The organism is Micromonospora jinlongensis (genome assembly GCF_013410645.1).
Lineage (GTDB): Bacteria > Actinomycetota > Actinomycetes > Mycobacteriales > Micromonosporaceae > Micromonospora > Micromonospora zamorensis.
Genome location: NZ_JACCHK010000001.1, coordinates 102,075 through 124,783, shown reverse-complemented (window position 1 = coordinate 124,783; position 22,709 = coordinate 102,075). Strand labels below are relative to the sequence as shown.

Genomic DNA, 22,709 nt, shown 5'->3' with positions numbered 1-22,709 from the left:
AGGCGACCTGGACGACCTGCTCCGCGATAATTAGTGATCTCGGTCGCGGCGGAGGAAGCACGACAGCAGTTGCCTGAACTCGTGCGGGTGCTCGATCGCCGGCACGTGCCCGCATCGGCCGAACACGTGCAGACGGACGTCGGCCAGGTGTTCGAGCAGGGGGTGGGCTGCCGTCTCGAGCGGGGTGACCCGGTCCTCGGCGCCGTGAACGAGCAGCACGGGCGCGCGCACCGCTTCCAGCGTTTGCGCCGAGAGGGTGAGCTCGTCGACCCATCGTGCCCTGGGTGGAGGGAACAACGACGCGAATGCGGCCGCCCCCGCTCGCATAGCAGCCGCACGGGCATCGACGGCCGAATCGGTCACGAGCGCTTGGTCGAGGACGAGGCGACTCAGCATGTCCCGTGCCCCGAGCGGGCCGGCGGGGGCGGCCCAGACCGCGTCGAGCTCGGCGGACAGCGGCGCCCCGGGGGCGCCCATCGTCGAGACCGCCACGACACGGGTGACCTGCTGGGGGCGCGCGGCCGCCAACGCCAGCGCCACGGCACCGCCCATGGAGTGACCCACGACGGCGTAGTGGTCGATACCGAGAGCATCCATCAGGCCCGCGGCCTGCTCCGTCCACAGCCGGAGCCCACCCCTGGAGCCCGCCGGGACGGGCGTGCGGCCGAAGCCCGCCTGGTCAGGCGCCACCAGGTGCCAGGACGTGCCCAGCGCCTGGGCCGTCGTTGCCCAGGCGCCGGACCCGGTCGTGCCGGGTCCGGAGCCGTGCAGCATCAGCACCGCGGGCCCGGTGCCGCTCTCCAGGACGTGTACGGGGGACCCGTCGACTGTGACGGTCCGAAGTGCCGTCATTGGGGCAGGGCAGGTGTGCTCATGCCGATGCGGGGCTGACGGACTTCGAGAAGAGCTCCATCATCGCCCTGCCGAATTGCGGCATGTCGGGCCATCCCCGGCAGGAGACGAGGTTGCCGTCCACGACGTCGGGAGCGTCGATGACTGTCGCGCCCGCGTTCTCCATGTCACCGGTGATCGGGGGGAAGCACGCCGTCTTTCGACCCTTCAGCAGCCCGTACACCGCTGGTACCTGTGCGCCGTGGCACACCAGCGCGATGGGGAGGTTGCGCGCGAAGAAGTGCTCGGTGATGCGCCTGACGTCGGCGTCGACCCGGATCCACTCGGGGGCACGTCCCCCGGGGATGATGAGGGCGTCATAGCGCTCGACGTCGACCTCGGCCCAGGGCACGTCGACCGGCAGCTTCCGGCCGTTCTTCTCCACGTAGGCGTCGGAGTTGGGGTCGAACTCGTGGATGACCAGTTGCACGTCACGCATCGTCCGTGACGAGACGTCGACGTCCCAGCCGCCCTCCTGCACACGGTAGTAGGGATACATGGTGTCGAGCTCCTCGGCGGCGTCGCCGGTCAGGAGCAGCGCTCTGGGCACCTGCTTCTCCTCGCATCTGGGGGCGGGTGAGGTGGATCCAATCCGATCCGATCAGGATTGAGTTAGCATTCCTCGGCCCGGCGTGCCCGTCAAGCCTCTACCGCCACCCCTTCCGCGCCCTCGATCTCGTCGAACAATCGTCGGAAACGCTCGCCGGACCGCAGGATGTGCCGACGCATCGCGTAGGCGGCGGCGTCGGGATCACGCGCGGCGATCGCGGCCACGACTTCCTCGTGCTCGGCCATGGCCAGGTAAGTGACCTGGGTGTCGTGGTGAAGCCGGAAGAGGTGCACGTGGCTGTGCAGGCGAGCGAGCGCTTCACGGATGACCTGGTTCTCCGCGCTCAAGGCGACGAGATCGTGAAAAGCGGCGTCGCGTAGACCGAAGGCGCCATAGGCCATGGGGCCGTCGCCCCTCTCCAGCTCCGCCATCTCCTCCAGCATTCGCCGCAGAACGGTCACCTGCTCAGAGGATGCGCGTTCGGCGGATCTGCGCGCCGCCGCCGGCTCGAGGAGCAGGCGGACCTCGAGCATGTCCTCGAATCGTTGACGGGTTATCTGGGGCGGAATGCGGTAGCCGGCATGGGGCACACGCACGACCAGGCCCTCGGCCTCCATGCGGTTCAGAGCGTCTCGGATCGGCGTCTGCGAGACCCCCAGTTCTCGCGCGAGGACGTCGATCGTGACGCGGGAGCCAGGCTCGATCCGTAGCGACATCAACTGGCCGAGCAGCCTGTCGTACACCTCGTCGGCAAGCCGGCCACCAGATCTTCCCGGCGGCATTCCGCCCGTCACGGCCCTACGGCCCCGCGCGATCATCGCTTCGTCGTCCATCGTGACGTGAGGTCCTTCCTTGCGTCTTCCGGAAGCTGTTGACATCGATCGCAACGCTGCGGGATGCTGACGCCCCCACTCAGATCGTATAGGAAAGGTGTCGGATGCCGGCCATCCTGCACCCACGGCGGAGTCGCCCGCCACCGCTCTACTTCGATCACCTGAAGCTCCCCTGAGCGTGTTCGACGTCCTGCTCGGTTCGTCACCGGGCGGTAGATGGGCCGAAGGACATCTCGACAGCATGCAGACCCAGTACATCGCGGCGTACTCGTGACACCGGCCCGCGGGTCGGCCCCCGCGACAGCCGGGCGACACGCCTGAACAACCCAGCAACTGCTCGGCGAAGCACATAGCGAGGTTCTAGAAGTCCCCACCCAGAAAGCAGGCATACAAATGGGCTATCCGAAGCGAATAGCAAGAATGTCCGTTCCCGGTCGGAAGGCGCGGCTGGCGACGGCGGCCATGCTGCTGGTGGCCACGACCGTGACGGCGTGCGGCGACGGCAAGGAGGACGGCGGGAAGGCGAGCGCCCCCAAGGCACCGGCGACCATCCCGGAGCTCAGCAAGGACCCGCTGACCCTCAGCTTCATCTGGTTCGACTGGCCCCCCGCCCAAGCACTGGAGACCTTCGCGAACGCGGAGTACAAGAAAGAGCGGCCGAACGCGACCATCAAGGTCAACACCGTGCCGAACGCGAACTGGCACGACGCGATGTTCACCCAGTTCGCCGCGCGCAAGACCGACTTCGACATCGCGATCCTGGACTCGCAACACATCGGCGAGGCCGTGACGAACGGCAACATCCTCGACCTCACCGACTTCGTCAAGAACAACATCGACGTCACGGCCTACAACCCGTACCTCCTGGCGGCGTACGGCCAGTTCCCCCAGGCGGAGACCGGCAAGCGCGACGAGAACGCCAGCCTGTACGGACTGCCGCTGCTCGGCGACACCTGGACGATGATCTACCGCAAGGACCTGATCGGCGACAAGCCACCGCAGACCTGGGATCAGATGATCTCGGCCGCCGAGAAGTGCCAGGCGGACAACCCTGGCGTCAGCGGGCTGGCTTTCCACCAGGCCAACGGCTCCGACGCCGCGGCCGTCACCTACAACACGGTCAACGGCGTCTACGGCGGCAACCTCTGGGACCCCAAGAACCGCAAGATCGAGGGTGTCCTCAACGACGCTGCCGGCCAGGAGGCGATGGACGTCCTGGTCAACAAGATGAAGCCGCTGACCGCGAAGGGCTCCGGCAACTGGTTCATCGACGAGGTGAACGCGGCGGTCGCCCAGGGCAAGGCCTGCATCGCGTTCAACTGGATCGCCGCGAGCGGCGGCCTGCTCGATCCGAAGCAGTCGACGCTCGGCACCACGCGGGAGCAGATTCTCGACAAGCTGGGCTTTGCCACCCTGCCGAGCCAGAAGACGAACCTGGTCCCGCTCGGCGGTATGGGGATGCACGTCTCGGCCTACTCCTCCACGGCGAACCAGGCGGAGGCCCTGAACTTCATGAAGTGGTTCGAGCAGGCTGACGTCCAGAAGAAATGGGCCGCGGCCGGCGGCGTCCCATCGCGTACGGACGCCCTGGAGTCGCCCGAGTTCCTCGATGCCGGGCCGTTCAACCAGGTGTACACCGACTCAGTGCCGCGGATGCGGGACATGTGGAACGTGCCCGAGTACGCGCGCCTCGTCGACATCGAGAACACCAACGTGAACGCGGCTCTCAACGGCGCGAAGAAGCCGAAGGATGCGCTCGACGACATCGCCAAGGAGCAGCAGAGCGTGCTCGACTCGAGCAACCGCAAAGGCGGCGGCGGACTGTGAGTGACGCCGTCCCTCTGACGACCGACAGCCCCGGGCAGGTGGCGTCCGCGACGCCACCTGCCCGGGGCCGGTCCCGCCGGTTGAACGACCGCTGGCTCGCCGTCACCTTCATCTCCCCCGCGATGCTGCTGTTGCTGGCCATGTCGGTGTTCCCGTTGCTGTGGGCGTTGTACCTGTCCTTCACCGACTACTCGGCAACCCGCGGCGGGCCCGCCAATTTCATCGGGTTCGGGAACTACACCGCCATCCTGACGTCGGCGCAGGTCCACACGAGGGCCTTGACGACGGTGATTTACGTGGTCGGCGCAGTCGGCCTGCAGACCGTGCTCGGATTCGGCATCGCCTACCTGATCTCACGGCGCACGCATGGGCGAGGAGTGCTGACCACCCTCTTCCTCGTTCCGATGATGCTGTCGCCGGTCGTGGTCGGGCTGTTCTGGCGATTCATGCTCGACGCGCAGTTCGGCGTGGTCAACAGCATGCTCGGCTCGCTCGGCCTGGGGCAGGTGGAGTGGCTCACCCGGCAGCGAACAGCGCTGCTTTCCCTGATCGTGGTCGACACCTGGCAATGGACGCCGTTCATCATGCTCATCGCGCTTGCCGGCCTCACCGCGGTTCCCAAGTACCTCTACGAGGCCGCCTCGATCGACCGGGCGTCCGAGTGGTTCCGGTTCCGCACCATCACTCTTCCGCTGGTATGGCCACTGCTTCTCATTGCCGTGATGTTCAGGGCCATCGAGGCATTCCGGCTGTTCGACCTCGTCTACATCCTCACCAACGGAGGCCCGGGCGTCTCCACCGAGACGTTGTCGTTCCACATCTACAAGGTCGCGTTCCTCGGCTTCAACACCGGAACCGCCTCGGCGTACGGGATCCTCATGGTCCTCGTCGTCATCGTCCTCACGCAGCTCTACCTGCGCTACCTGAACAAGCTCAAGGAGGGCTGATGGCCGTCTCCGTCGACGAGGCCGTGTCCACAGGTCCTGCCCGGGGTAACCCGCCCCCCGCGCGCCGTCTTGGCGGCCGGGGCCGCTCCCTGCTGGAGGTCGCGCTGCTGACCGTGCTGGCCGTCGTGATGCTCTTTCCGGTCCTGTGGATGATCGAGACGTCCATCAAGGAGAACCGGGACGTCTACGCCATTCCGGCCAGGTTCCTCGACTTCAAGATCACTCTGGACCATTACAGGGATGTGTTCGTCGGCCCCGACGGCGGTCGTTCAGCCTTGTCCGTCTCGTTCCTCAACTCCGTCGTGGTCGCCGGAGCCTCCACGGTGCTGGCCACCGTGTTGGGGGTCCCGGCGGCCTGGGCCTACTCGCGCTTCGCCGTGAAGGCCAAGAAGGACCAACTGTTCTTCATCCTGTCCACCCGCTTCATGCCGCCCGTGGTGGTCGTGATCCCGATCTTCCTCATGTACCGCCAAGTCGGACTCATCGACAACAAGCTCGGCCTGATCCTCATCTACAGCGCGTTCAACGTCCCGTTCACGATCTGGATGATGAAGGGGTTCGTCGACGAGGTGCCCGCGGAGTACGAGGACGCCGCCATGCTCGACGGCTACACCCGTTTGCAGGCGTTCCGGCGATTCACTCTCCCCCTGCTGGTTCCCGGCATCGCCGCGACGGCGGTCTTCGCCCTCATCTTCTCGTGGAACGAGTTCGTGTTCGCCACCTTCCTCACCTCCAGCGACAGCGTCCGGACAGCCCCACCCGCCATCGCCGGCCTCATCGGCGGCACCACTACGGACTGGGGTCTCGTGGCCGCCGCCTCCGTGGTGTTCGCCCTACCGGTGCTCGTCTTCGCGTACCTGGTGCGCAAGCACCTCATCGCCGGTGTGACGCTCGGGGCGGTGCGACGCTGATGGCGGGCATCGAGGTGAGCGCCCTGCACAAGCGCTACCCGGACGGGACGGTCGCGGTTGACCACGTGGACCTGTCCATCGGCCACGGCGAGCTGTTCGTGATGCTCGGCCCTTCGGGTTGCGGCAAGACGACCACGCTGCGGGCCATCGCCGGCCTGGAGAGGCAGACGACAGGCGACATCCGCATCGGCGACACGCTGGTCAACGACCTGCCGCCCGCCGAGCGCGACATCGCCATGGTGTTCCAGTTCTACGCCCTCTACCCGCATCTGCGAACCCGCGACAACCTGGCCTTCCCCCTGCGGGCCGAGGGACTGCCCAAGCAGGAGGTGCACGCGCGGGTCGAGGAGGCTGCCCGGCTGATGCGGCTGGGTCCGCTCCTGAACCGGCGACCGCGCCAACTGTCCGGCGGGGAGCAGCAGCGCGTCGCGCTGGCTCGCGCCCTGGTGCGACGACCGCGCGCTTTCCTCATGGACGAGCCTCTCACCAATTTGGACGCCGAGTTGAGGGCGGACATGCGTACGGAGATCAAGCACCTGCAGGGGGAACTGGGCGCGACGATGGTCTACGTCACCCACGACCAGGTCGAGGCGATGTCCCTCGGTCACCGAATCGCCATCCTCAACAAGGGCCGCGTCGAGCAGATCGGCACACCATTGGAGGTCTACGACCGTCCGGCGAGTCTCTTCTGCGCCGCGTTCATCGGCTCCCCGCCCATGAACCTGATCGAGGTGGAGATCGCCGACGGGCGACTGCACGGTCAGGGCGGACTGGTCCTCACGCCACCGCCGGGCCTGCCACGCGATCGTCGCCTGGTCGCCGGCGTCCGGCCGGAGGCGCTGGAGGTCACCGCACCGGGGGCGGAAGGCTCGATCCCGGCCCGCGTGGTCTCGGTGGAGTGGCTGGGCGACGAAATCATCTACGTGCTGGACCACGGCGGCCAACGTGACGTGCGGGTCCGGATGCCACCGACTGTTCATTTCGCCGCTGACGCGAAGGTCGGGCTGCGGCACACCGGCGGAACCCCGACGGTCTACGACGTGAGCACGAAAGAACTGGTGGCCTGATGGGAACCGTGGCAGCACACGGGCTGCGCAAGTCCTTCGGCAAGGTCCAGGCCCTGGACGGGGTGACGCTGGACGTGCCGGACGGCGCGTTCTTCGTCGTGCTCGGGCCCTCCGGGGCAGGCAAGACGACGACCCTGCGAGCGATCGCCGGCCTGGAGAAGCTCGACGCCGGGTCGGTGCGCCTGGACGGAAGGGACGCGACCGGTGACGCCCCGGCCGCACGCGACCTGGCCATGGTCTTCCAGAGCTACGCCCTCTATCCGCGACACACGGTGTACGAGAACATCGCTTCGCCGCTGCGGGCACGCCGCTGTTCGTCGAGCGAGATCGCCGCTGCCGTGGAGAAGATGTCGAGCCTGCTGCACATCGAACGTCTGTTGCAGCGTCGTCCCGCGCAGTTGTCGGGCGGTGAGATGCAGCGTGTCGCCCTGGCCCGGGCGCTGGTCCGTAGCCCACGCGCGTTTCTCATGGACGAGCCGCTGACGAACCTCGACCTCAAGCTCCGAGTCGAGATGCGCACCGAGCTGACCCGCATCCACCGGAGCCTCGGAGCAACCTTCGTCTACGTGACCAACGACCAGGTCGAGGCCCTGTCCATGGCCGACCAGGTCGCGGTCCTCAAGGAGGGGAAGGTGCAACAGGTCGGAACGCCGACCGAGGTGTACGAGCGTCCCGCCAACCAGTGGGTCGCAGGATTCGTCGGAAGCCCGCCGATCAGCCTGCTCGCCTGCCACACCGAGGGCGATCGTCTGGTCGGCGCGGAAGGCTGGACGCTGCCGCGGCCCCGCTGGACCACGGCCGAGGACGGTCGTGCGCTGCTGCTGGGCCTGCGCGCGGAGGACCTGTCCGTCGAGCAGCGTGGAAACGCGTCGTTGTCGGGTGAGCTCTACGGGCTTGAGCCGCTCGGTGACCGAACAGTGGTCGACGTGCGAGTGGGGACGGAGATCCTCAAGGTCAAGGCACGGCCCACAGTCACCGGTACGCCGGGCGAGCGGCTGCTTGTCACTGTCGACCTGGACCGTGCGCACCTGTTCGACGCGGGCACCGGGCTGTCGCTGTCCGAGGCGGGACGGTAACCGCGCCGGCGGCGACGGCACCATGCGTCCGCACCGGGCAGTCGAGCGTCCGATCGCTGAGGCAGGCCGGACATCACCAGGAAGATCACAGGAGGCGACGCGATGAGTGATCCGATGAACGTCCTGGCCCCCGAACACCGGCGGCTCCGGATCGGCGACGCCTGGCGCGACGCCGCAAGCGGAGCCACCTTTGCCGTCGAGGATCCGGCCACCGGCAAGACCATCGCCGAGGTGGCGGACGCCGACGTCGTCGACGGGCTCGCCGCTCTGGACGCGGCGAGCACGGCAATGGCGGAGTGGGCGGCCACCCCGCCGCGGAAACGGTCGGAGTTGTTGACCGCGACGTACCGGGCACTGGCCGAGCGATCCGAGGAGGTCGCCCGGCTGATAACGCTCGAGATGGGCAAGCCGCTCGCCGAGGCTCGGGGAGAGGTGGCCTACGGTGCCGAGTTCTTCCGTTGGTTCGCCGAGGAGGCGGTGCGCGTCGAGGGGCGCTACAGCACCGCTCCCGCAGGTGGATATCGCATCCTCACCGTGCCGAAGCCGGTCGGGCCGTGCGTCTTCGTGACGCCCTGGAACTTTCCGTTGGCCATGGGTGCCCGCAAGATCGCTCCCGCGCTGGCTGCGGGCTGCACGACGATCACCAAGCCAGCAGCCCAGACGCCACTCACCATGCTGTTCCTGGCCCGCATCATGGAGGAGGTCGGCGTTCCGCCGGGCGTCGTCAACGTGGTGACCACCAAGCGTGCCGGCGAGGTGGTCTCCGCACTGCTGGCCGACAGTCGGACCCGCAAGCTTTCGTTCACCGGGTCGACCGAGGTCGGGCGCGTGCTGCTACGACAGGCTGCGGACAACGTGCTGCGTACCTCCATGGAACTGGGCGGCAACGCGGCCTTGATCGTGTGTGCCGACGCTGACCTGGACGTCGCGCTCGACGGTGCCATGGTGGCCAAGATGCGCAACATCGGGGAGTCCTGCATCGCGGCCAACCGGATCTACGTCGAGGAGCCGGTGCGCGAGGAGTTCACGGCGCGCTTCGCCGAGCGGATGGGCGCGCTTTCGGTGGGCCATGGTCTCGACGACGGCGTGGACGTCGGGGCGTTGATCGATGAAGCCTCGGTCACCAAGATCGACGAGCTCGTCGCCGACGCGGTCGATCGCGGCGCCCGGGTCCTGGTAGGCGGCGAGCGCCCGGATGGGCCGGGCCACTTCTACCCGCCAACCGTCCTCGTCGACGTGCCCGAGGATGCGCGGATGCTGGAGGCGGAGATCTTCGGCCCGGTGGCGCCGATCATCTCGTTCACGTCCGACGACGAGGTGATGGCGAAGGCCAACAACACCGAGCACGGCCTGGCCGGATACATCTTCACCCGTGACCTCCAGCGGGCGCTCCGGTTCGCCGAGGGGCTGGATACGGGGATGCTCGGCATCAACCGTGGTCTGATATCGGACCCGTCAGCTCCGTTCGGAGGCGTGAAGCAGTCCGGGATTGGCAAGGAGGGGTCGCACGAGGGCATCCGTGAGTACCTCGACCTCACCTACGTGGCGATCGACCTACCGTGACCGGCCCGTTTCGGGCGCCCGCCGGCCCCACCTGTGACACCCGGGCGGCCAACCTTGCCGACGCCGTCCCGGTCTCGCAGGTGACCTGGACGTCCGCCCAGCACATCGCCGCCGACGTTCCGAAAGAGGCACTGACATGCTTGAAACCGTCCGCGGACCACGCCAACTGATCGTGGGCGAAGGGGTCGCGCAGAACATCCCACGAGTGGTGGCCGAGAGTGGCTCGCGAGTCCTCATCGTGACCGACCAGGTTCTTCTGGGGCAGCCGGGCGTGGCAGAGATCGTGGCCGCCGTGCGGGAGAAGGTCGGTGTCGTCGGGATGTTCTCCGACGCGACTCCAGACGTGCCACTCACCGATGTCGCCCTGGCCGTCTCGGTCGCCGCCGAGGTGGACGCCGACGTGATCCTCGCCATCGGGGGTGGCACGGTGATCGACCTCGCCAAAATCGTCGGCGTCATCCGACGCCACGGTGGGACGCCGCGCGACTTCTACGGCGAGTCGAAGGTGCCGGGGCCGACGCTTCCTCTCGTCGCAGTCCCGACGACGTCAGGCACCGGCTCCGAGCTCACACCCGTCTCGGTGTTGACCGACCCGGACCGCGAGCTGAAGGTGGGGGTTTCCAGCGTCCACATCGTGCCCGACTTCGCGATCGTCGACCCCGAACTCACCTACACCTGCCCTGCGACCGTCACCGCCCACTCCGGCATCGACGCGTTCTGTCACGCGGTGGAGAGCTACACCGCGCGACCCCGGGCCCACGGGCCGCGCGACCCGGTGGAGCAGGTGTTCCTCGGCCGCAACCCGATCACCGACCACTACGCGCTCCTGGCCGCGGAGCGGATCGCCCGTAGCTTGCGTCGCGCTGTCAGGGACGGAGGCGACACGGACGCGCGCGCGGACATGTCCTACGGGTCCATGCTCGCCGGGCTCGCATTTTCCCACGCCGGCAACGCGGCCCCGCATGCTCTCCAGTACCCCATCGGCGCAGCCACGCACACACCGCACGGCCTGGGCGTCGGGCTGCTACTGCCCTACGCGCTGGACGCGGCCAGGGATGCCATCGAGGACCGGTTGGCCACCCTCGCCGGGGTGTGCGGGCTCGACGTGAACGACTCCTCGGATGCTGAGGCCGCAGACACGTTCCTCACCTGGCTCGACGGGCTCCTTGCCGACATCGGCATCCCTCCCACCTTGGCGGACATCGGCGTGGCACGCGCCGACCTCCCGCGCTTCGCGGAGATGGCCAGTGGCGTCACCCGCTTGATCCAGAACCATCCGGGCCCGACCGACACCGCCAGCCTGACCGCGATCCTCGAAGCGGCCTGGACCGGGGACCGGACCCGACACGTCCTGGCCTCCGAGCAGAGACAGTGACCGACCTTCCACATGACGACGAGTCGCCTGCCCCACCCGTCCACTCACCTCCATCGGATCGGCGACGGATCATGATGTGCTACGGTAACCGAGTTGCAGTTTTGATTTCCGTAGACGTTTTCCAGCGCCTGATGGGGTATCAAACCCGTCCAGGCGCTTTTCGTTTTTCGTGTCGTTTCGACGCGGGTGATCAACGCAGCGGCGTAAGGGTCCGCACAGTGCGGTCTCTAACAGCCTGCGAGGAGCAGACATGACTACAGGTACCGTGAAGTGGTTCAACGCCGACAAGGGCTTCGGCTTCATCAGCCCGGACGACGGCGGCGCTGACGTCTTCGCCCACTTCTCCGCGATCTCGGCGAGCGGCTTCCGCAGCCTCGACGAGAACCAGAAGGTGGAGTTCGACATCACCCAGGGCCAGAAGGGCCCGCAGGCGGAGAACATCCGCCCGCTCTGATCCACACTCTGCTAACGGCGGCCCGACTGATTCAGCGGGCCGCCGTTCGGCGTTTCATGCGCTCACCACGGCATCTCATCAGATCGCCCCCGTGTCATGTCGAGCCCGACACTCGCAGCAGGGCCGACGTTTGGCGGGTTACGTGTGTCTGGAGCGGATCCAGACACAGCAGGCCGTCCGGTGAGTAGAAGTACCGACGTACATGCGTAGCCCAGTCTTCGATCTTCGGGTCTTCCCCCTGCGACAGCCACTCAGACAGATGCGCGTGCTCGTCGGTGTGTCCGTTGTCCAGGAGCCACTGAAGCGTCTCGCGCCTGCCCGCTCCGAAGATGGCCTGGGCATCGAAGCCGATGCCCAGATCCATGTCACCTGTGCGGAACTTCGCTTCATACAGGCGTGGCGAGTCCGCGGGATCGCCGATCAGGAACAGCAGGAAGGCTGCTACGTAGATCTGCTCGTACTCGTCCCTCTCACCCGGGTCCGGACCTTCGCGCCACGTTCTTTCGAGGTCGAAGATCTCGCGGAGCATCGCGTGCTGGGGTCCAGGATCGTCTACGTCGACCATCCGGAGCGCTTCCCGACGCGCAGCCGGACTTGAGACGTCCAAGGACTTGGCCATGGGTGAACGTTAGCTGGGCAAGGGCAAGTCGTGGAGCAGATCATCGTGCTCACCAAGTTCGACACCGACGAGCACATCCGCGCGCGGTCCGTCCCGGCGCTGTCAGCCGCTGGTGACGCTGGTCGACATGCGGGCGCGGTACGCGGCGACGGCCGCACGATTTCCGCAACGACCGTCGCAGTACCTCTTGGACCTGTTCTTGGAGAGGTCCACCATCACGTTGTGGCACTCGGGGTGGGCGCACGAGCTCAGCCGGCGAAGCTCTCCCTGACGAAGCAGGTCGGCAACGGCGATCGATGTTCTGATGGCAAAGCGGGTCGCGAGTGGCGCATCCGCCGGCGCGACCTCCAAGCGATAACCCCGCTTGCCGCATTTCACCAGCTGCGGAAGCGCGTTGAACTCGTGGAGCAGTTGATTGACCACGTTCGCCGCGGCATCTCCGGTCGCCTGCCAGAGTTCACGGAGGCGGGGGCGGAGGCTGCGGAGCGTCTGCAGGTCGTTCCTGCCACAGGTCGGCCCCTCGTCCCAGGCCAGGATCTGAACAATGCGTCTGAGCGCGGCATCATCAGGCTGGACGCCGTCTGCTCCGGTCGTGTTCACCAGCGCCGCGGCGGCAACCAGTGCCCGTGCCGCGTCGCGAGGGAGGACCGTGCTGGCCCCCTCATGCCCACCGATATCGGGTTCTGCCCGCCATCGAAGCGCGTCTCCGCTGGTCAGGTCCGGTTCGTCGAAGGAGGCCATCATCTGGTCTCCGCCGAAATCTCGCACGGCGGGCGAACCCGGCCGCGAAGCCCAGGCCTACGACGCGATCCCGTCGATGACGCTGGCCTGATGGGACAGGAGCCGTACGGACCGAACCCATCTGCCCGCGACGGCTGGCTCCCCGCAGGTCCGGCGAGCCGCGATGTCACCGCGCGCTGGAGGTCGGGGCCACCGGCCAGTCGATGTCGGAGGCCGAGGCGGGGCTGGTCGTGCACAGCACGGAGACGAGGACGGCAACGGCGATCATGGCGCACCTACGCACAGTCAACTCCAGATTTGAGGGATGCGGGTGAGGGCAAAGCCGGCGGTCGTACCGCGTCGGGTTGTCCGCTCTGGTACGACCAACCTATCTGGAGCACCAGGGCTTGGCAAGGTTTTGCCAGAGGTTGGCACGAGTGAATCTCCGTTTAGGCAACTGCGGTCTAGGTGCAGAAATACGCCACAGATAGGGACAGGCCGGCCATGCCACAGGCACGCGAGCGCACGTTCATGGACCAGAGCACTGCCATGGGAGACCTCCCGTGTTGCCTCGAATATGCCAAGCTGGTTGTCTCGGACAGCGCAGATTTCACCCATGCGTCGAGCCGCGGCCGCCACACGGCGGTGACCCGGCTCCCCCGACGGCTGCTGGTCGGCCTCGGGTCAGCCGAGCACCCGCTTCAGCCAGCCAACGCGGGCCTGGTGGGCGGTTCGGGACACCGTGGCGGTAGGTACCCACTCGTCGAAACTGTGGAACGCGCCCGACCAGACGTGCAGCTCGGCCTGCCCGCCGGCACGCCAGATCCGGCTCGCGTACTCGATGCCCTCGTCGCGCAGCGCCTCGACCGAGCCCACTTCAATGAAGGCCGGCGGCAGACCGGTCAGGTCCGTCGCCCGCGCCGGGGCGGCATAACAGGACACCGACGGCGTGCCTCGGCGCTCGCCGAGCAGCGCGGTCCAGCCCGCCTCATTGGACAGCCCGTCCCACAGGCCGACCCGGCCAAGCTGACGGCAGGAGTCCGAGGCGCACCGGTCGTCCAGCATCGGGAACTGCAGCAGCTGCCCCTTGGGCCGGAGACCACTGCGGTCCCGCGCGAGCAGGGCCAGGCCGGCAGCCAGGGCGCCACCGGCACTGTTGCCGCTCAACACGATCCGGTCGGGATCGAGGCCGAGAGAGCCGGCGTGACTGGCGAGCCACAGCAGCCCCGCGTGGCAGTCCTCCACCGGGGCCGGATCAGGGTGCTCGGGCGCGAGCCGGTATTCGACCGACACCACGGCGAGGGAGAGCGCCTGAGCTCGGTCGAGCTCGCCGATCAGCTCGGTACTCCGGTGGCTGCCGGCCACCATGCCGCCGCCGTGGGTGTGGTAAACCACCGGGACCGGCGTCGTTACGCCCACCGGTCGGCAGATCAGCAGATTGATGTCAGGGGCACCGGCCGGGCCGGGGACCTTCCGTTCCTCGATCTCGAAAACCCCATCGCGGCGGATCTGCGCGTCGGTCAGACGGCCGGTCCAGGAGCGGTGCCGTCGGTCGGCAATCAGGTCGGCGGTGAGCGGCATCGGAAGCTGGGACAGGATCTCCGAGAGCGGACCGGCCAGCTCGGAATCGAACGGTGGTGGGGCCGCGGCGGCCACGGTCTCGATCGTCACGCCTCCTCCAGCAGTGCCAGAGCGTCCACTTCAAGCAGCAGGTCCGGGCGGTAGAGCGCGACAACCTGCACCACAGTGCTGGCCGGTGGCCGGGAGGTGTCGATGAACTCGTCGCGTACCGCCAGCACCGTCGGGACGAACGCGACGTCGGTGACGAAACAGGTGAGCTTGACGACGTCGTCGAAGCCGCCGCCGGCTGCGGCGAGGCAGCGGCCCATGTTGGTGAAGACCTGCCGCGCCTGCGCCTCGGGATCGTCGGGGCCGACCAGCTCCCCATCGGCGTCGAACGCCATCTGCCCGGCGATGGCGGCGAGCCGGCCCCGCGCGACGACGACATGGGTGTAACCCGAGCTTGGCTGCACGCCGGCGGGCTCGGCCAGGTGCGTGATACGTGGTGTTGGCACAGGTGTCCTCCCGAGGATTCGATGATGGTGCGGGCGTACGCGGCCACCACGGCGTCAGGACGCCGAGCGATCCGGGCCTGATTGCCGGGCGGGCGCGGCGGTGGTAGCCGGTTACCGCGCCCGCAGCCGGACCGGCAGGCTCTCCGTGCCGTTGACCGCGATCGAGCTGACCCGGCGGACCGGGCCGTCCAACTTGATGTCGTACGCCCCGTTGATCAACTCGGAGAAGAGCACCCGCATCTGTGCCCGGGCCAGCGTGGCCCCGATGCAGAAGTGCTCACCGACGGCGAGGGCGATGTGCCGATTCGGCGTACGCGTGATGTCGAACTCGTACGGGTCGCTGAACACGTCCTCGTCACGGTTGGCGGAGGGAAGCCAGAGCACGACCTTGTCGCCGGGGGCGATGCGCTGCCCGCGCAGTTCGTACGGGCGCGTGGCGGTCCGCGCGCTGTGGGTGGCACTCGACGTCCACCGCATGATCTCCTCGATCGCGCTGGGCAACAGCGCCCGGTCATGAGCGAGGCGTTGCCACTGCTGCGGGTGTTCGAGTAACGCCTGTGCCCCGCCGATGAGGGCCAGGCGGCCGTTCTCGGTGGCGCCGATGAGGTTCTCGCAGTTGAGCACGACCTCGATCTCGGTGAGCAGGTCGCCGCCCACCGTGCCGTGCAGCAGCGCGCTCACCAGGTCGTCGGTCGGTTCCTCCATCCTCCGGTACAGCAGGTCCATGAAGTAGTCGACGATGTCGGGGTGGGAGACGAGCGAACTGTGGGCCGCGAACGCCTCGTCGGTCCATCGGTACAGCTTGTCGTGGTCGGCTTCGGGCACCCCGAGGATGTGCGCGATCACCATCAGGGACAGCCGTCCCGCCACGTCGGTGGCGAAGTCGCAGGTGTCCTGCTCTGCCGCGCGGTCCAGGACGCCTCGGACACTGGCGCGCACGTAGCCCTCCAACGCCCGCACCGCGCGGGTGTTGAACCAACCGGCCATCAGCGTCCGCAGCTGCTTGTGACGGGGGGCGTCGGTGAGCGCGAGCGTGAGGTTGCCGCCCGGATCGGGGCCGGCTGCGGCTGGCCGCAGCAGCACCCCCTGCGCCGAGCTGAACGTGGCGCTGTCCTGGTAGACGGCGCGGATGTCCGCATGCCTGGTCAGTGACCAAAAGCCGGGCAGCTCGGTCGCGGGCTGCCAGTGCACCGGGGCTTCAGCGCGCATCCACGCCCACAGTGGGTGCGGATCCCCGCTGGCGTACAGGTCCGGGTCGGTGAGCCGGGACAGCGGCGGCGTGCCGGCCATGGCCCGGCCGGACGCGTCGGTCTCTGCTGGCTCGGTGGTGGTGGCCGGAATGGTGCTGATGGTCATGGCCGGACTGCTCCCGTCGCCTGGCTGTACACGTGCTCGGAAAAGTGCTTGGCGAGGTCGGCCGCGGTTTTCTCGGTGACCACCGCGGGGTTGTAGGTGACCTCCAGCCGCAGGCCGTCGCCGTCGGGCCACAGCTCGGCGTGCAACTCCAAGGGCAGGTCGAGATACGGCTGCCGGACGAATGTGACGCGGGCGTCCGGAATCCCCAGCTCGGGAACGGCATTGTTCTGGTAGGCGAACAGCGTCTGGTACGCCGGTGGCCGCCCGGCCTCGCCGAGCAGGTGGAACCCGGCCAGACTCTGGGCCGCCAGCATCTGCTGGACGGTACGGCCCACGATCCGGACGGCACCGGTGTCGCCGGCGCACGCGGCATCGCGCAGCCGCAGGCAGACCATGGTGATGTGGCAGCCGATCGCGCGTTCCAGGGCGGGGTCGTCGCGGCGGGCCACCGGCACCCCGAAGGCGATGTCCCGCTGGCCGGTGACGTCGGCGACGCTGGCCGCCCAGAGGGCGAGGAGGACGACGAAGCGGGTGACGTCGGCGGCGACGGCGGCGGCGTCAACGGCCGCGAGGGCGTCCGCGACCAGTCTGACCTCGACCCGCTCGGGTTGCCGGCGCGACCTGATCGGCACGAGCACGGATGGCGCCGTCGGGCCGGTCGAGGGGTCGAACGCGGTCGCACCGTCCGCTGCGTCGCGCTCGGCGGATGCGACGCGGCCGTCGGATCCCGTGCCGTGGCCGTCGAGGGTCGACGGATCGGACGACCACCGCAACGGCGGCACACCCGCCAGGGCGGCGCGCACCTCGGCGAGGCGGCGTTCGGGCTCGGCCAGGCGGCAGCGGGCCAGGTCGGCGCGGGCCAGGTCGGCCAGGGCCGGGCCGGGACCGAGCGCGGCCGCGAGCCGGTCGGGGTCGGCGTCGCCCAGGGCGATCCGGTACGCGGTGCCGAGATCGTTGGCGAGGACGGCCTCGGACCAGCCGTCGAAGGCGACGTGGTGCACCGCGCATCCGAACACGGCCGTGGGCGGTGCCGGCTCCGGCATGTCGACAGGCACGAGGACGGTGTGCCATATCTGGGCGTCCTGCGGTGCCAGCGGCGCGGCGAGCGCCTCGCGGGCGGCGGCGAGGGCCGCGTCGACGCCGGCCTGCGGCGGCAGCACGGTCAGCGCGGGCGCCGGCACGTCGTCGGGATACGCCGCCGGCTCCGGGTCGAGCAGGTATGCCGCGCGCAGTGACTCGTGCCGCAGGTGTACGGCGACGATCGCGACGGACAGGGCCGACCGGTCGAGTTCGCCCTCGACGACCCAGCTGAGCAGGCAGTGCCCGGTACGGTCGGCCGGGTTCAGCAGTTCCCGGGTCAGTTGCATGACCTGGACGGCGGTCAGCGGGGCGGCGTCGTCGTCGGGTACCGAAAGAGCGGCCTCCCGCCCTGCCCCCGAGACGGCGGTCGCGTCGGACAGCCGGCGAGCGAGGCCGCTGACTGTCGGGTACTCGTACAGCCAGGACACCGGCACCGGAATGCCGGTGCGCGCCGAGAGACGGGCACACACCCGGCCGGCGTCGAGCGAGGTCAGGCCCATCTCGGGGAACGGCGTGTCCAGCCGGATCGTGCCGACACCGAGGACGGCGGCGGAGCACTCGGCGACGTCACGCAGCACCGGGTCGTCCAGTGTGGCCGGGTCGCAGCCCGCAGCCGGGTCGGAGTTGGCAGCGGGGGGTGTCAGCAGCGCCAGTAGCGCCCGCTCGTCCAGCTTGCCCTGAGCGGTGAGCGGAAACGCGGCGACGCTGACCACTGCGGCCGGACGGTGGTAGGCGACGAGCGCGTCGCGGATCCGGGACATCGCCTCGGGCAGCGGGTCACCGTCGCGGACGGGCACGCAGAACGCGACCAGCTCCCGATCGCCGCGGCCGGTGGCGCGGGCCACCACGCGGCAGTGCCGTACGTCGGAGAGCAGTTCCTCGATCTGGCGTTCGACCTCGGCCGGCTCCACCCGGTTGCCACGGATCTTGAGCTGACGGTCGGCGCGGCCGGTCAGGTGCAGCAGTCCGTCCTCGTCCCAGGTGCCGAGGTCGCCGGTGCGGTAGGCGCGGACATCCCGATCGCCGACGCGGATCCGGGTGAACTTGACGGCGGTGAGGGCGGGGTCACCGAGGTACTCGATCGCCAGTCCGTCGCCGGCCAGGCAGATCTCGCCGGTTTCGCCGACGGCGCAGGGGCGCTGCCCGTCCAACACGTACACCTCGGTGCCGGGCACGGGTCGCCCGAGCGGAATGCCGCCGGGCCGGTCGCAGTCGTCGGCTCGGATGCGGTGGGTGGTGGCGAAGACCGTGCACTCGACCGGGCCGTAACCGTTGAGCAGGACGGTGTCGGGATGCAGCGCCAGGAACCGGCGTACGTGCGGCACGGACAGCCGCTCCCCGCCGATCATCACCTGGTCCAGGCCCTCGAACGCGTCGGGCGCCTCGTCCATGATCAGGTTGAACAGGCTCGCGGTGCACCACGCGGTGTTCGCACCGTGCCGGGCCACCCCGTGGCGCAGGGCCGACGCCGACAGGTAGGGATCGGCCACGATCACCGATGTGCCGCCGTTGAGCAGGGCGGACCACAGTTCGAGGGAGAACGCGTCCCAGGGGGTTGCGGCGGCGAGCGGGATCACCGTCCGGTGGTCGAAGCGGGCGAAGCCGCCGGGCTGCAACAGGCGGGCGGTGGCCCCGTGCGGGCTGACCACCCCCTTCGGCCGACCAGTCGTGCCGGAGGTGAAGAAGACGCAACAGGCGTCGGCGGCGGCGACGGCCACGGACCGGAAACCGGCGTACGTGGTGACCGGTGCGGCCGAGATCGGCCATGCCGGCACCGCGAGGTGCCCGGTTGGTTCGGCGCCGGTGACCACCAGTGGGGGCCGCAGGTCCGTGAGCACGGCGTCGAGGCGCGGCGCGGGCCAGTCCGGCGGCAGCAGGCAGTAGGCGGCTCCGGTCTTGAGCACGGCCAGCAGCGCGACGACCAGGTCGGCGCTGCGCGGCAGCAGGATCGGCACCCGGTCGCCGGGTCGCACCCCGGCGGCGACCAGGCCCGCCGCCCAGGCATCCGCGGCGGCGTCGAGCTGCGCGTACGTGATCGTGCGTGGGCCCTCCACGACGGCGGGGGCGCCGGGTCGGTACCGCGCCTGCCGGGCCACGGTCTGGTGCAGCCCTTCCGCCGGAGCGGTGTTGGGCGAGCCGATCGACCATCGCGGGTCTGCGTGCACGCTCTTTCCCCTCGTCGGTACCTCTCGGGGTGACCAGGCGACGTGCGCCGCCATGTTCGACACGAACGTTGCCACGACATTGCCTAGTCTGGCAACCTACTGGCAAGCCGGGCATGTAGACCGCATCGATCCACGCCGGACGGTGCTCCTGGTGACCGATCAAAGGTGGGTGCATGGCACGCGACCGTTCCCTCGACATCGCCGTATCCGGCATGGCCGGCAGGTTTCCCGGCTCACCGGAGCTGACCCAGTGGTGGGACGCTCTCACTGCCGGCCGGGTGCTCACCCGGCGTTACCAACGGCAGGAACTCGTCGGCGAAGGGGTGCCGTCGGACCTGCTCGACGACCCGGACTACGTGGCGGTGCACGGCCACCTCGCCGACGCTGACCGGTTCGACCACGTGCTGTTCCGGATGAGCCCGCGCGAGGCCGAGATGCTCGACCCGCAGCACCGGCTGATGCTGGAGTGCGCCTGGTCGGCCCTTGAGGACGCCGGCGCCAACCCGCTCGACACGGGGCTCACCACCGGCGTGTTCGCCAGCGCCAGCAGCAGCGACTACCTGCGGCGGATGGTGGCCGGCGGCCAGCTCACGCCGCTGACACTGGAGGACGCGCTGCACGGCACCGAGCCCGACTTCCTGGCCAGCCTCCTGTCCTATCGGCTGAACCTGAACGGCCCGGCACTGGCGGTGCAGACCGCCTGCTCGTCGTCGCTGGTGGCGGTACACCTCGCCGTGCAGGCACTGCTCAACGGCGACTGCGACCAGGCGCTCGTGGTCGCCGCCGGGATGGCCTTCCCACAGGCGGGGCACCTGCACGTGCCCGGCGGGATCCACTCCCCCACCGGCCACTGCCGCCCGTTCGACGCGAGCGCCGACGGCATCGTCGCCGGGTCCGGTGTCGCCTGCGTGGTGCTGCGGCGCCTCGCCGACGCCCTCGACGACGGTCCCGCCCCGCACGGGGTCATCCTGGGTACCGCCATCAACAACGACGGATCAGCGAAGGCCGGCTACTACGCGCCGTCCGTCGAAGGCCAACAGGCCGTCATCCGCGCTGCCCTGCGGGCCGCCGACGTCGGCGGCGAGTCCATCGGATACCTGGAGAGTCACGGCACCGGCACCCGCATCGGCGACCCCATCGAGTGGGCGGCCGCATCCGCGGCCCTGCGCGCGAGTGGTGCCCGCCCCGGGCAGGTCGCTGTGGGCGCGCTGAAGGCGAACACCGGCCACCTCGACAACGCGGCGGGTGTGGCCGGCCTGATCAAGGCGATCATGGTGGTCCGGGAAGGGGTGATCCCTCCGGTCGCCGGGCACACCACGCTCAACCCGCTCCTCGAACGCGACGGGTCGCCGCTGTACGTGCCCGAGCAGGTTCGGTCATGGCCCGGCACGGAACCTCGGCGCGCCGGGGTCAGCTCGTTCGGCGTCGGCGGCACCAACGCCCACGTGGTCGTGGAGCAGCCCCCGGTCGACAGCACCGCCCCCCGGGGCACTCGCCCCGGCCGTCACCTGGTCGTGCTGTCCGCAGCCGACGACGCCGCGCTCGACCGCGCCGCCACCCGGCTCGCCGCGCATCTCCGCGCTCACGACGTCCTGCCGCAGGACGTCGTGCGAACCCTGGCCACCGGCAGAGCACACCTGGCCGAGCGACTCGCCGTCGTGGGAACCGACACCGACGAACTCGCCGAGCGGCTGGCGTCCCGTGGCACCACCGCGCGCGGCCGCGTGCCCGCGACCGGTCCGGCACCGCTCGTGTTCGCCTTTCCCGGGCAGGGCGCCCAGTACCCCGGCATGGCCCGGCCGTTGGCCGCCGACCTGCCCGGCTTCAGCGCCGCGCTGGCGACAGTGCTCGACGAGTACGACCCCACCACCGCTGAGCTGGTCGGCCGCGCGCTGCTCGACCCGGGGTTCCCCGCCGACGACCTGGCCGAGACCGCCCTGGCCCAGCCTGCCCTGTTCGCCGTGGAGTACGCCGCCGCGATGGCGCTGCGTGAGCTCGGCCTGCACCCGGCGGCCGTCACCGGGCACAGTCTCGGCGAGATCACCGCCGCGTGCGTGGCTGGTGTGCTCGACCTGGCCGACGCCGCCCGGCTGGTGACCGTCCGCGGGGCGGCCATGCAGCAGTGCCCACCCGGTGCCATGCTCGCCCTGACCTGCGGCGAACAGGAGACCGCTGACCTGGTACGCGCATCCGGCCTGGCGCTGGAGACCGCTGCCGTCAACTCTCCCGACCACACCGTGGTGGCCGGCCCGCCGGACCTCGTCGACGCCTTTGAGGCCTGGCTGGGCGGCCGGGTACGTGCGCGTCGGCTGCGCAGCCGACGCGCGTTCCACACCGCGCTCGTCGACGCCGCGGACGGGCCACTGCGGGAGGCACTGTCCGGGATGCGACTGGGACCGCCCACGCTGCCGTGGGCCGTGAACAGCGGCGAACTGCTCCTCCCGGGAGCCTCCGTCGGCGCGGCCCTGTTCACCGCGCAGGCGCGCCACACGGTGCGGTTCGGACCAGCACTGCGGCGGCTGGGCGACCGGTTCGCGGATGCGGTGGTGGTCGAGGTCGGGCCAGGTCACGCACTGTCCACTCTGGCGGAGAGCGGCGGCCTCACCGCCGTGCCGCTGTGCGGCGGTCGGCCGGGCGCCGACGACGAGGCGGTGCCCACCGCCCTGGGACGACTGTGGGCCGTCGGTCAGCCGGTGGAGATCGACGCGACGTGCCCCACCGGGCGCCGCGTCCACCTTCCCGGCTACGCCTTCCACGGGCCACGCCACCTGGCCGCCGAGGCCAGGCCGGCGCCCGTCGGGCACAACCCGTCGGCTGTCGTTCCGCTGCCCGTCACCGCCCCAGCGTCGGCTGCGACCGCGTTCGCGACCGGGCGCGACGGCGGCATCGGCGCGACGCCCGGCGCCGACCGCCCGGCCGGGGCTGTCGAGCAGGACGTGCCGTCGCTGCTCGGCCGGCTGTGGAGCGATCTGCTCGGTCGGGACCAGTTGTCCGATGACGCCGACTTCTTCGCGCTGGGCGGCGACTCGCTGAGCATCACCCACCTGGCTCGCCGGCTACGTACCGAACTCGGCATCCGGGTGCCGATCCGCGACCTCATGACCCGCCCGACGCTCGGCGATCACACGTCGATGTGCCGGGCCCTGGTCGACAGCGACCGCGCGCCTGTCGCGGTTGGCTGATCGACGCCCGGGGGCGGC

Annotated in this window: 18 protein-coding genes; 9 read left to right on the top strand and 9 right to left on the bottom strand. The window is 69.5% G+C overall.

Annotated features, from left to right (window positions below):
• Positions 1-30: 30 nt before the first annotated feature.
• From HNR22_RS00520 to HNR22_RS00510, 3 genes are all read right to left on the bottom strand, one after another.
• A complete protein-coding gene (locus tag HNR22_RS00520) occupies positions 31-774 on the bottom strand; it encodes an alpha/beta fold hydrolase (protein WP_246381035.1) in 744 nt (247 codons plus the stop codon).
• A 97-nt stretch (positions 775-871) separates the two neighbouring features.
• Positions 872-1,441, bottom strand: coding sequence for a DJ-1/PfpI family protein (locus tag HNR22_RS00515; protein ID WP_179778497.1), 570 nt, complete (start codon positions 1,439-1,441; stop codon positions 872-874).
• A gap of 89 nt (positions 1,442-1,530) precedes the next feature.
• A complete protein-coding gene (locus tag HNR22_RS00510; protein WP_179778496.1) occupies positions 1,531-2,274 on the bottom strand; it encodes a GntR family transcriptional regulator in 744 nt (247 codons plus the stop codon).
• Positions 2,275-2,694: 420 nt separating this feature from the next.
• Between HNR22_RS00510 and HNR22_RS00505 the strand changes: the two genes are divergently transcribed.
• The 8 genes from HNR22_RS00505 to cspE all read left to right on the top strand — a co-directional run bounded on the left by HNR22_RS00505 (position 2,695) and on the right by cspE (position 11,494).
• On the top strand, positions 2,695-4,101 hold the full coding sequence (locus HNR22_RS00505) for an extracellular solute-binding protein (protein WP_246380563.1): 1,407 nt from the start codon (positions 2,695-2,697) through the stop codon (positions 4,099-4,101).
• Between the two features lie 80 nt (positions 4,102-4,181).
• Complete coding sequence (locus tag HNR22_RS00500) at positions 4,182-5,048, top strand: carbohydrate ABC transporter permease (RefSeq protein WP_246380555.1); 867 nt, start codon at positions 4,182-4,184, stop codon at positions 5,046-5,048.
• The gene (locus tag HNR22_RS00495; protein WP_179778493.1) at positions 5,048-5,959 is read left to right on the top strand and encodes a carbohydrate ABC transporter permease; all 912 of its coding nucleotides are present in this window, start codon (positions 5,048-5,050) and stop codon (positions 5,957-5,959) included. Before HNR22_RS00500 ends, HNR22_RS00495 begins: the two co-directional genes overlap by 1 nt.
• Entirely contained in the window at positions 5,959-7,026 is a 1,068-nt protein-coding gene (locus HNR22_RS00490; protein WP_179778492.1) for an ABC transporter ATP-binding protein, read from the top strand. Before HNR22_RS00495 ends, HNR22_RS00490 begins: the two co-directional genes overlap by 1 nt.
• Positions 7,026-8,102 (top strand): ABC transporter ATP-binding protein, encoded by a 1,077-nt coding sequence (locus tag HNR22_RS00485; protein WP_179778491.1) that lies wholly within the window; start codon positions 7,026-7,028, stop codon positions 8,100-8,102. Before HNR22_RS00490 ends, HNR22_RS00485 begins: the two co-directional genes overlap by 1 nt.
• 102 nt (positions 8,103-8,204) lie before the next feature.
• Positions 8,205-9,665: an NAD-dependent succinate-semialdehyde dehydrogenase gene (locus tag HNR22_RS00480; protein WP_179778490.1), complete on the top strand. Its 1,461-nt coding sequence runs from the start codon at positions 8,205-8,207 to the stop codon at positions 9,663-9,665.
• Positions 9,666-9,801: 136 nt separating this feature from the next.
• Positions 9,802-11,040 (top strand): iron-containing alcohol dehydrogenase, encoded by a 1,239-nt coding sequence (locus tag HNR22_RS00475; RefSeq protein ID WP_179778489.1) that lies wholly within the window; start codon positions 9,802-9,804, stop codon positions 11,038-11,040.
• 250 nt (positions 11,041-11,290) lie between these two features.
• Complete coding sequence (gene cspE / locus HNR22_RS00470; protein WP_013283833.1) at positions 11,291-11,494, top strand: transcription antiterminator/RNA stability regulator CspE; 204 nt, start codon at positions 11,291-11,293, stop codon at positions 11,492-11,494.
• Positions 11,495-11,588: 94 nt separating this feature from the next.
• On the opposite strand, the gene HNR22_RS00465 is transcribed toward cspE, so the two are convergent.
• The 6 genes from HNR22_RS00465 to HNR22_RS00440 all read right to left on the bottom strand — a co-directional run bounded on the left by HNR22_RS00465 (position 11,589) and on the right by HNR22_RS00440 (position 19,509).
• Positions 11,589-12,113: a hypothetical protein gene (locus HNR22_RS00465; RefSeq protein ID WP_246380553.1), complete on the bottom strand. Its 525-nt coding sequence runs from the start codon at positions 12,111-12,113 to the stop codon at positions 11,589-11,591.
• A gap of 102 nt (positions 12,114-12,215) precedes the next feature.
• Positions 12,216-12,857, bottom strand: a complete 642-nt coding sequence (locus HNR22_RS00460) for a CGNR zinc finger domain-containing protein (RefSeq protein ID WP_246380551.1) — start codon at positions 12,855-12,857, stop codon at positions 12,216-12,218.
• A 660-nt stretch (positions 12,858-13,517) separates the two neighbouring features.
• The gene (locus tag HNR22_RS00455) at positions 13,518-14,414 is read right to left on the bottom strand and encodes an alpha/beta hydrolase (protein ID WP_179778488.1); all 897 of its coding nucleotides are present in this window, start codon (positions 14,412-14,414) and stop codon (positions 13,518-13,520) included.
• An 86-nt stretch (positions 14,415-14,500) separates the two neighbouring features.
• Positions 14,501-14,908 carry a Rid family hydrolase gene (locus HNR22_RS00450; protein WP_179778487.1) on the bottom strand — a complete coding sequence of 136 codons (408 nt, stop codon included), beginning with the start codon at positions 14,906-14,908 and terminating at the stop codon, positions 14,501-14,503.
• Between the two features lie 111 nt (positions 14,909-15,019).
• Positions 15,020-16,264 (bottom strand): cytochrome P450, encoded by a 1,245-nt coding sequence (locus tag HNR22_RS00445; protein ID WP_246380549.1) that lies wholly within the window; start codon positions 16,262-16,264, stop codon positions 15,020-15,022.
• Positions 16,261-19,509: a non-ribosomal peptide synthetase gene (locus HNR22_RS00440; protein WP_218906104.1), complete on the bottom strand. Its 3,249-nt coding sequence runs from the start codon at positions 19,507-19,509 to the stop codon at positions 16,261-16,263. The genes HNR22_RS00445 and HNR22_RS00440 overlap by 4 nt, the downstream gene beginning before the upstream one ends.
• A 173-nt stretch (positions 19,510-19,682) precedes the next feature.
• Between HNR22_RS00440 and HNR22_RS00435 the strand changes: the two genes are divergently transcribed.
• Entirely contained in the window at positions 19,683-22,691 is a 3,009-nt protein-coding gene (locus HNR22_RS00435) for a type I polyketide synthase (RefSeq protein WP_179778485.1), read from the top strand.
• Positions 22,692-22,709 lie beyond the last annotated feature (18 nt).

Excerpts from the sequence above, each read along its gene's own strand:
- HNR22_RS00435 (WP_179778485.1), top strand. The coding sequence starts at position 19,683 with ATGGCACGCGACCGTTCCCTCGACATCGCCGTATCCGGCATGGCCGGC.
- HNR22_RS00510 (WP_179778496.1), bottom strand. The coding sequence starts at position 2,274 with ATGGACGACGAAGCGATGATCGCGCGGGGCCGTAGGGCCGTGACGGGC.
- HNR22_RS00445 (WP_246380549.1), bottom strand. The coding sequence starts at position 16,264 with ATGACCATCAGCACCATTCCGGCCACCACCACCGAGCCAGCAGAGACC.
- HNR22_RS00460 (WP_246380551.1), bottom strand. The coding sequence starts at position 12,857 with ATGATGGCCTCCTTCGACGAACCGGACCTGACCAGCGGAGACGCGCTT.
- HNR22_RS00490 (WP_179778492.1), top strand. The coding sequence starts at position 5,959 with ATGGCGGGCATCGAGGTGAGCGCCCTGCACAAGCGCTACCCGGACGGG.
- HNR22_RS00495 (WP_179778493.1), top strand. The coding sequence starts at position 5,048 with ATGGCCGTCTCCGTCGACGAGGCCGTGTCCACAGGTCCTGCCCGGGGT.
- HNR22_RS00480 (WP_179778490.1), top strand. The coding sequence starts at position 8,205 with ATGAGTGATCCGATGAACGTCCTGGCCCCCGAACACCGGCGGCTCCGG.
- HNR22_RS00455 (WP_179778488.1), bottom strand. The coding sequence starts at position 14,414 with ATGCCGCTCACCGCCGACCTGATTGCCGACCGACGGCACCGCTCCTGG.
- HNR22_RS00475 (WP_179778489.1), top strand. The coding sequence starts at position 9,802 with ATGCTTGAAACCGTCCGCGGACCACGCCAACTGATCGTGGGCGAAGGG.
- HNR22_RS00485 (WP_179778491.1), top strand. The coding sequence starts at position 7,026 with ATGGGAACCGTGGCAGCACACGGGCTGCGCAAGTCCTTCGGCAAGGTC.
- HNR22_RS00520 (WP_246381035.1), bottom strand. The coding sequence starts at position 774 with ATGCTGCACGGCTCCGGACCCGGCACGACCGGGTCCGGCGCCTGGGCA.
- cspE (WP_013283833.1), top strand. The coding sequence starts at position 11,291 with ATGACTACAGGTACCGTGAAGTGGTTCAACGCCGACAAGGGCTTCGGC.
- HNR22_RS00505 (WP_246380563.1), top strand. The coding sequence starts at position 2,695 with ATGTCCGTTCCCGGTCGGAAGGCGCGGCTGGCGACGGCGGCCATGCTG.
- HNR22_RS00465 (WP_246380553.1), bottom strand. The coding sequence starts at position 12,113 with ATGGCCAAGTCCTTGGACGTCTCAAGTCCGGCTGCGCGTCGGGAAGCG.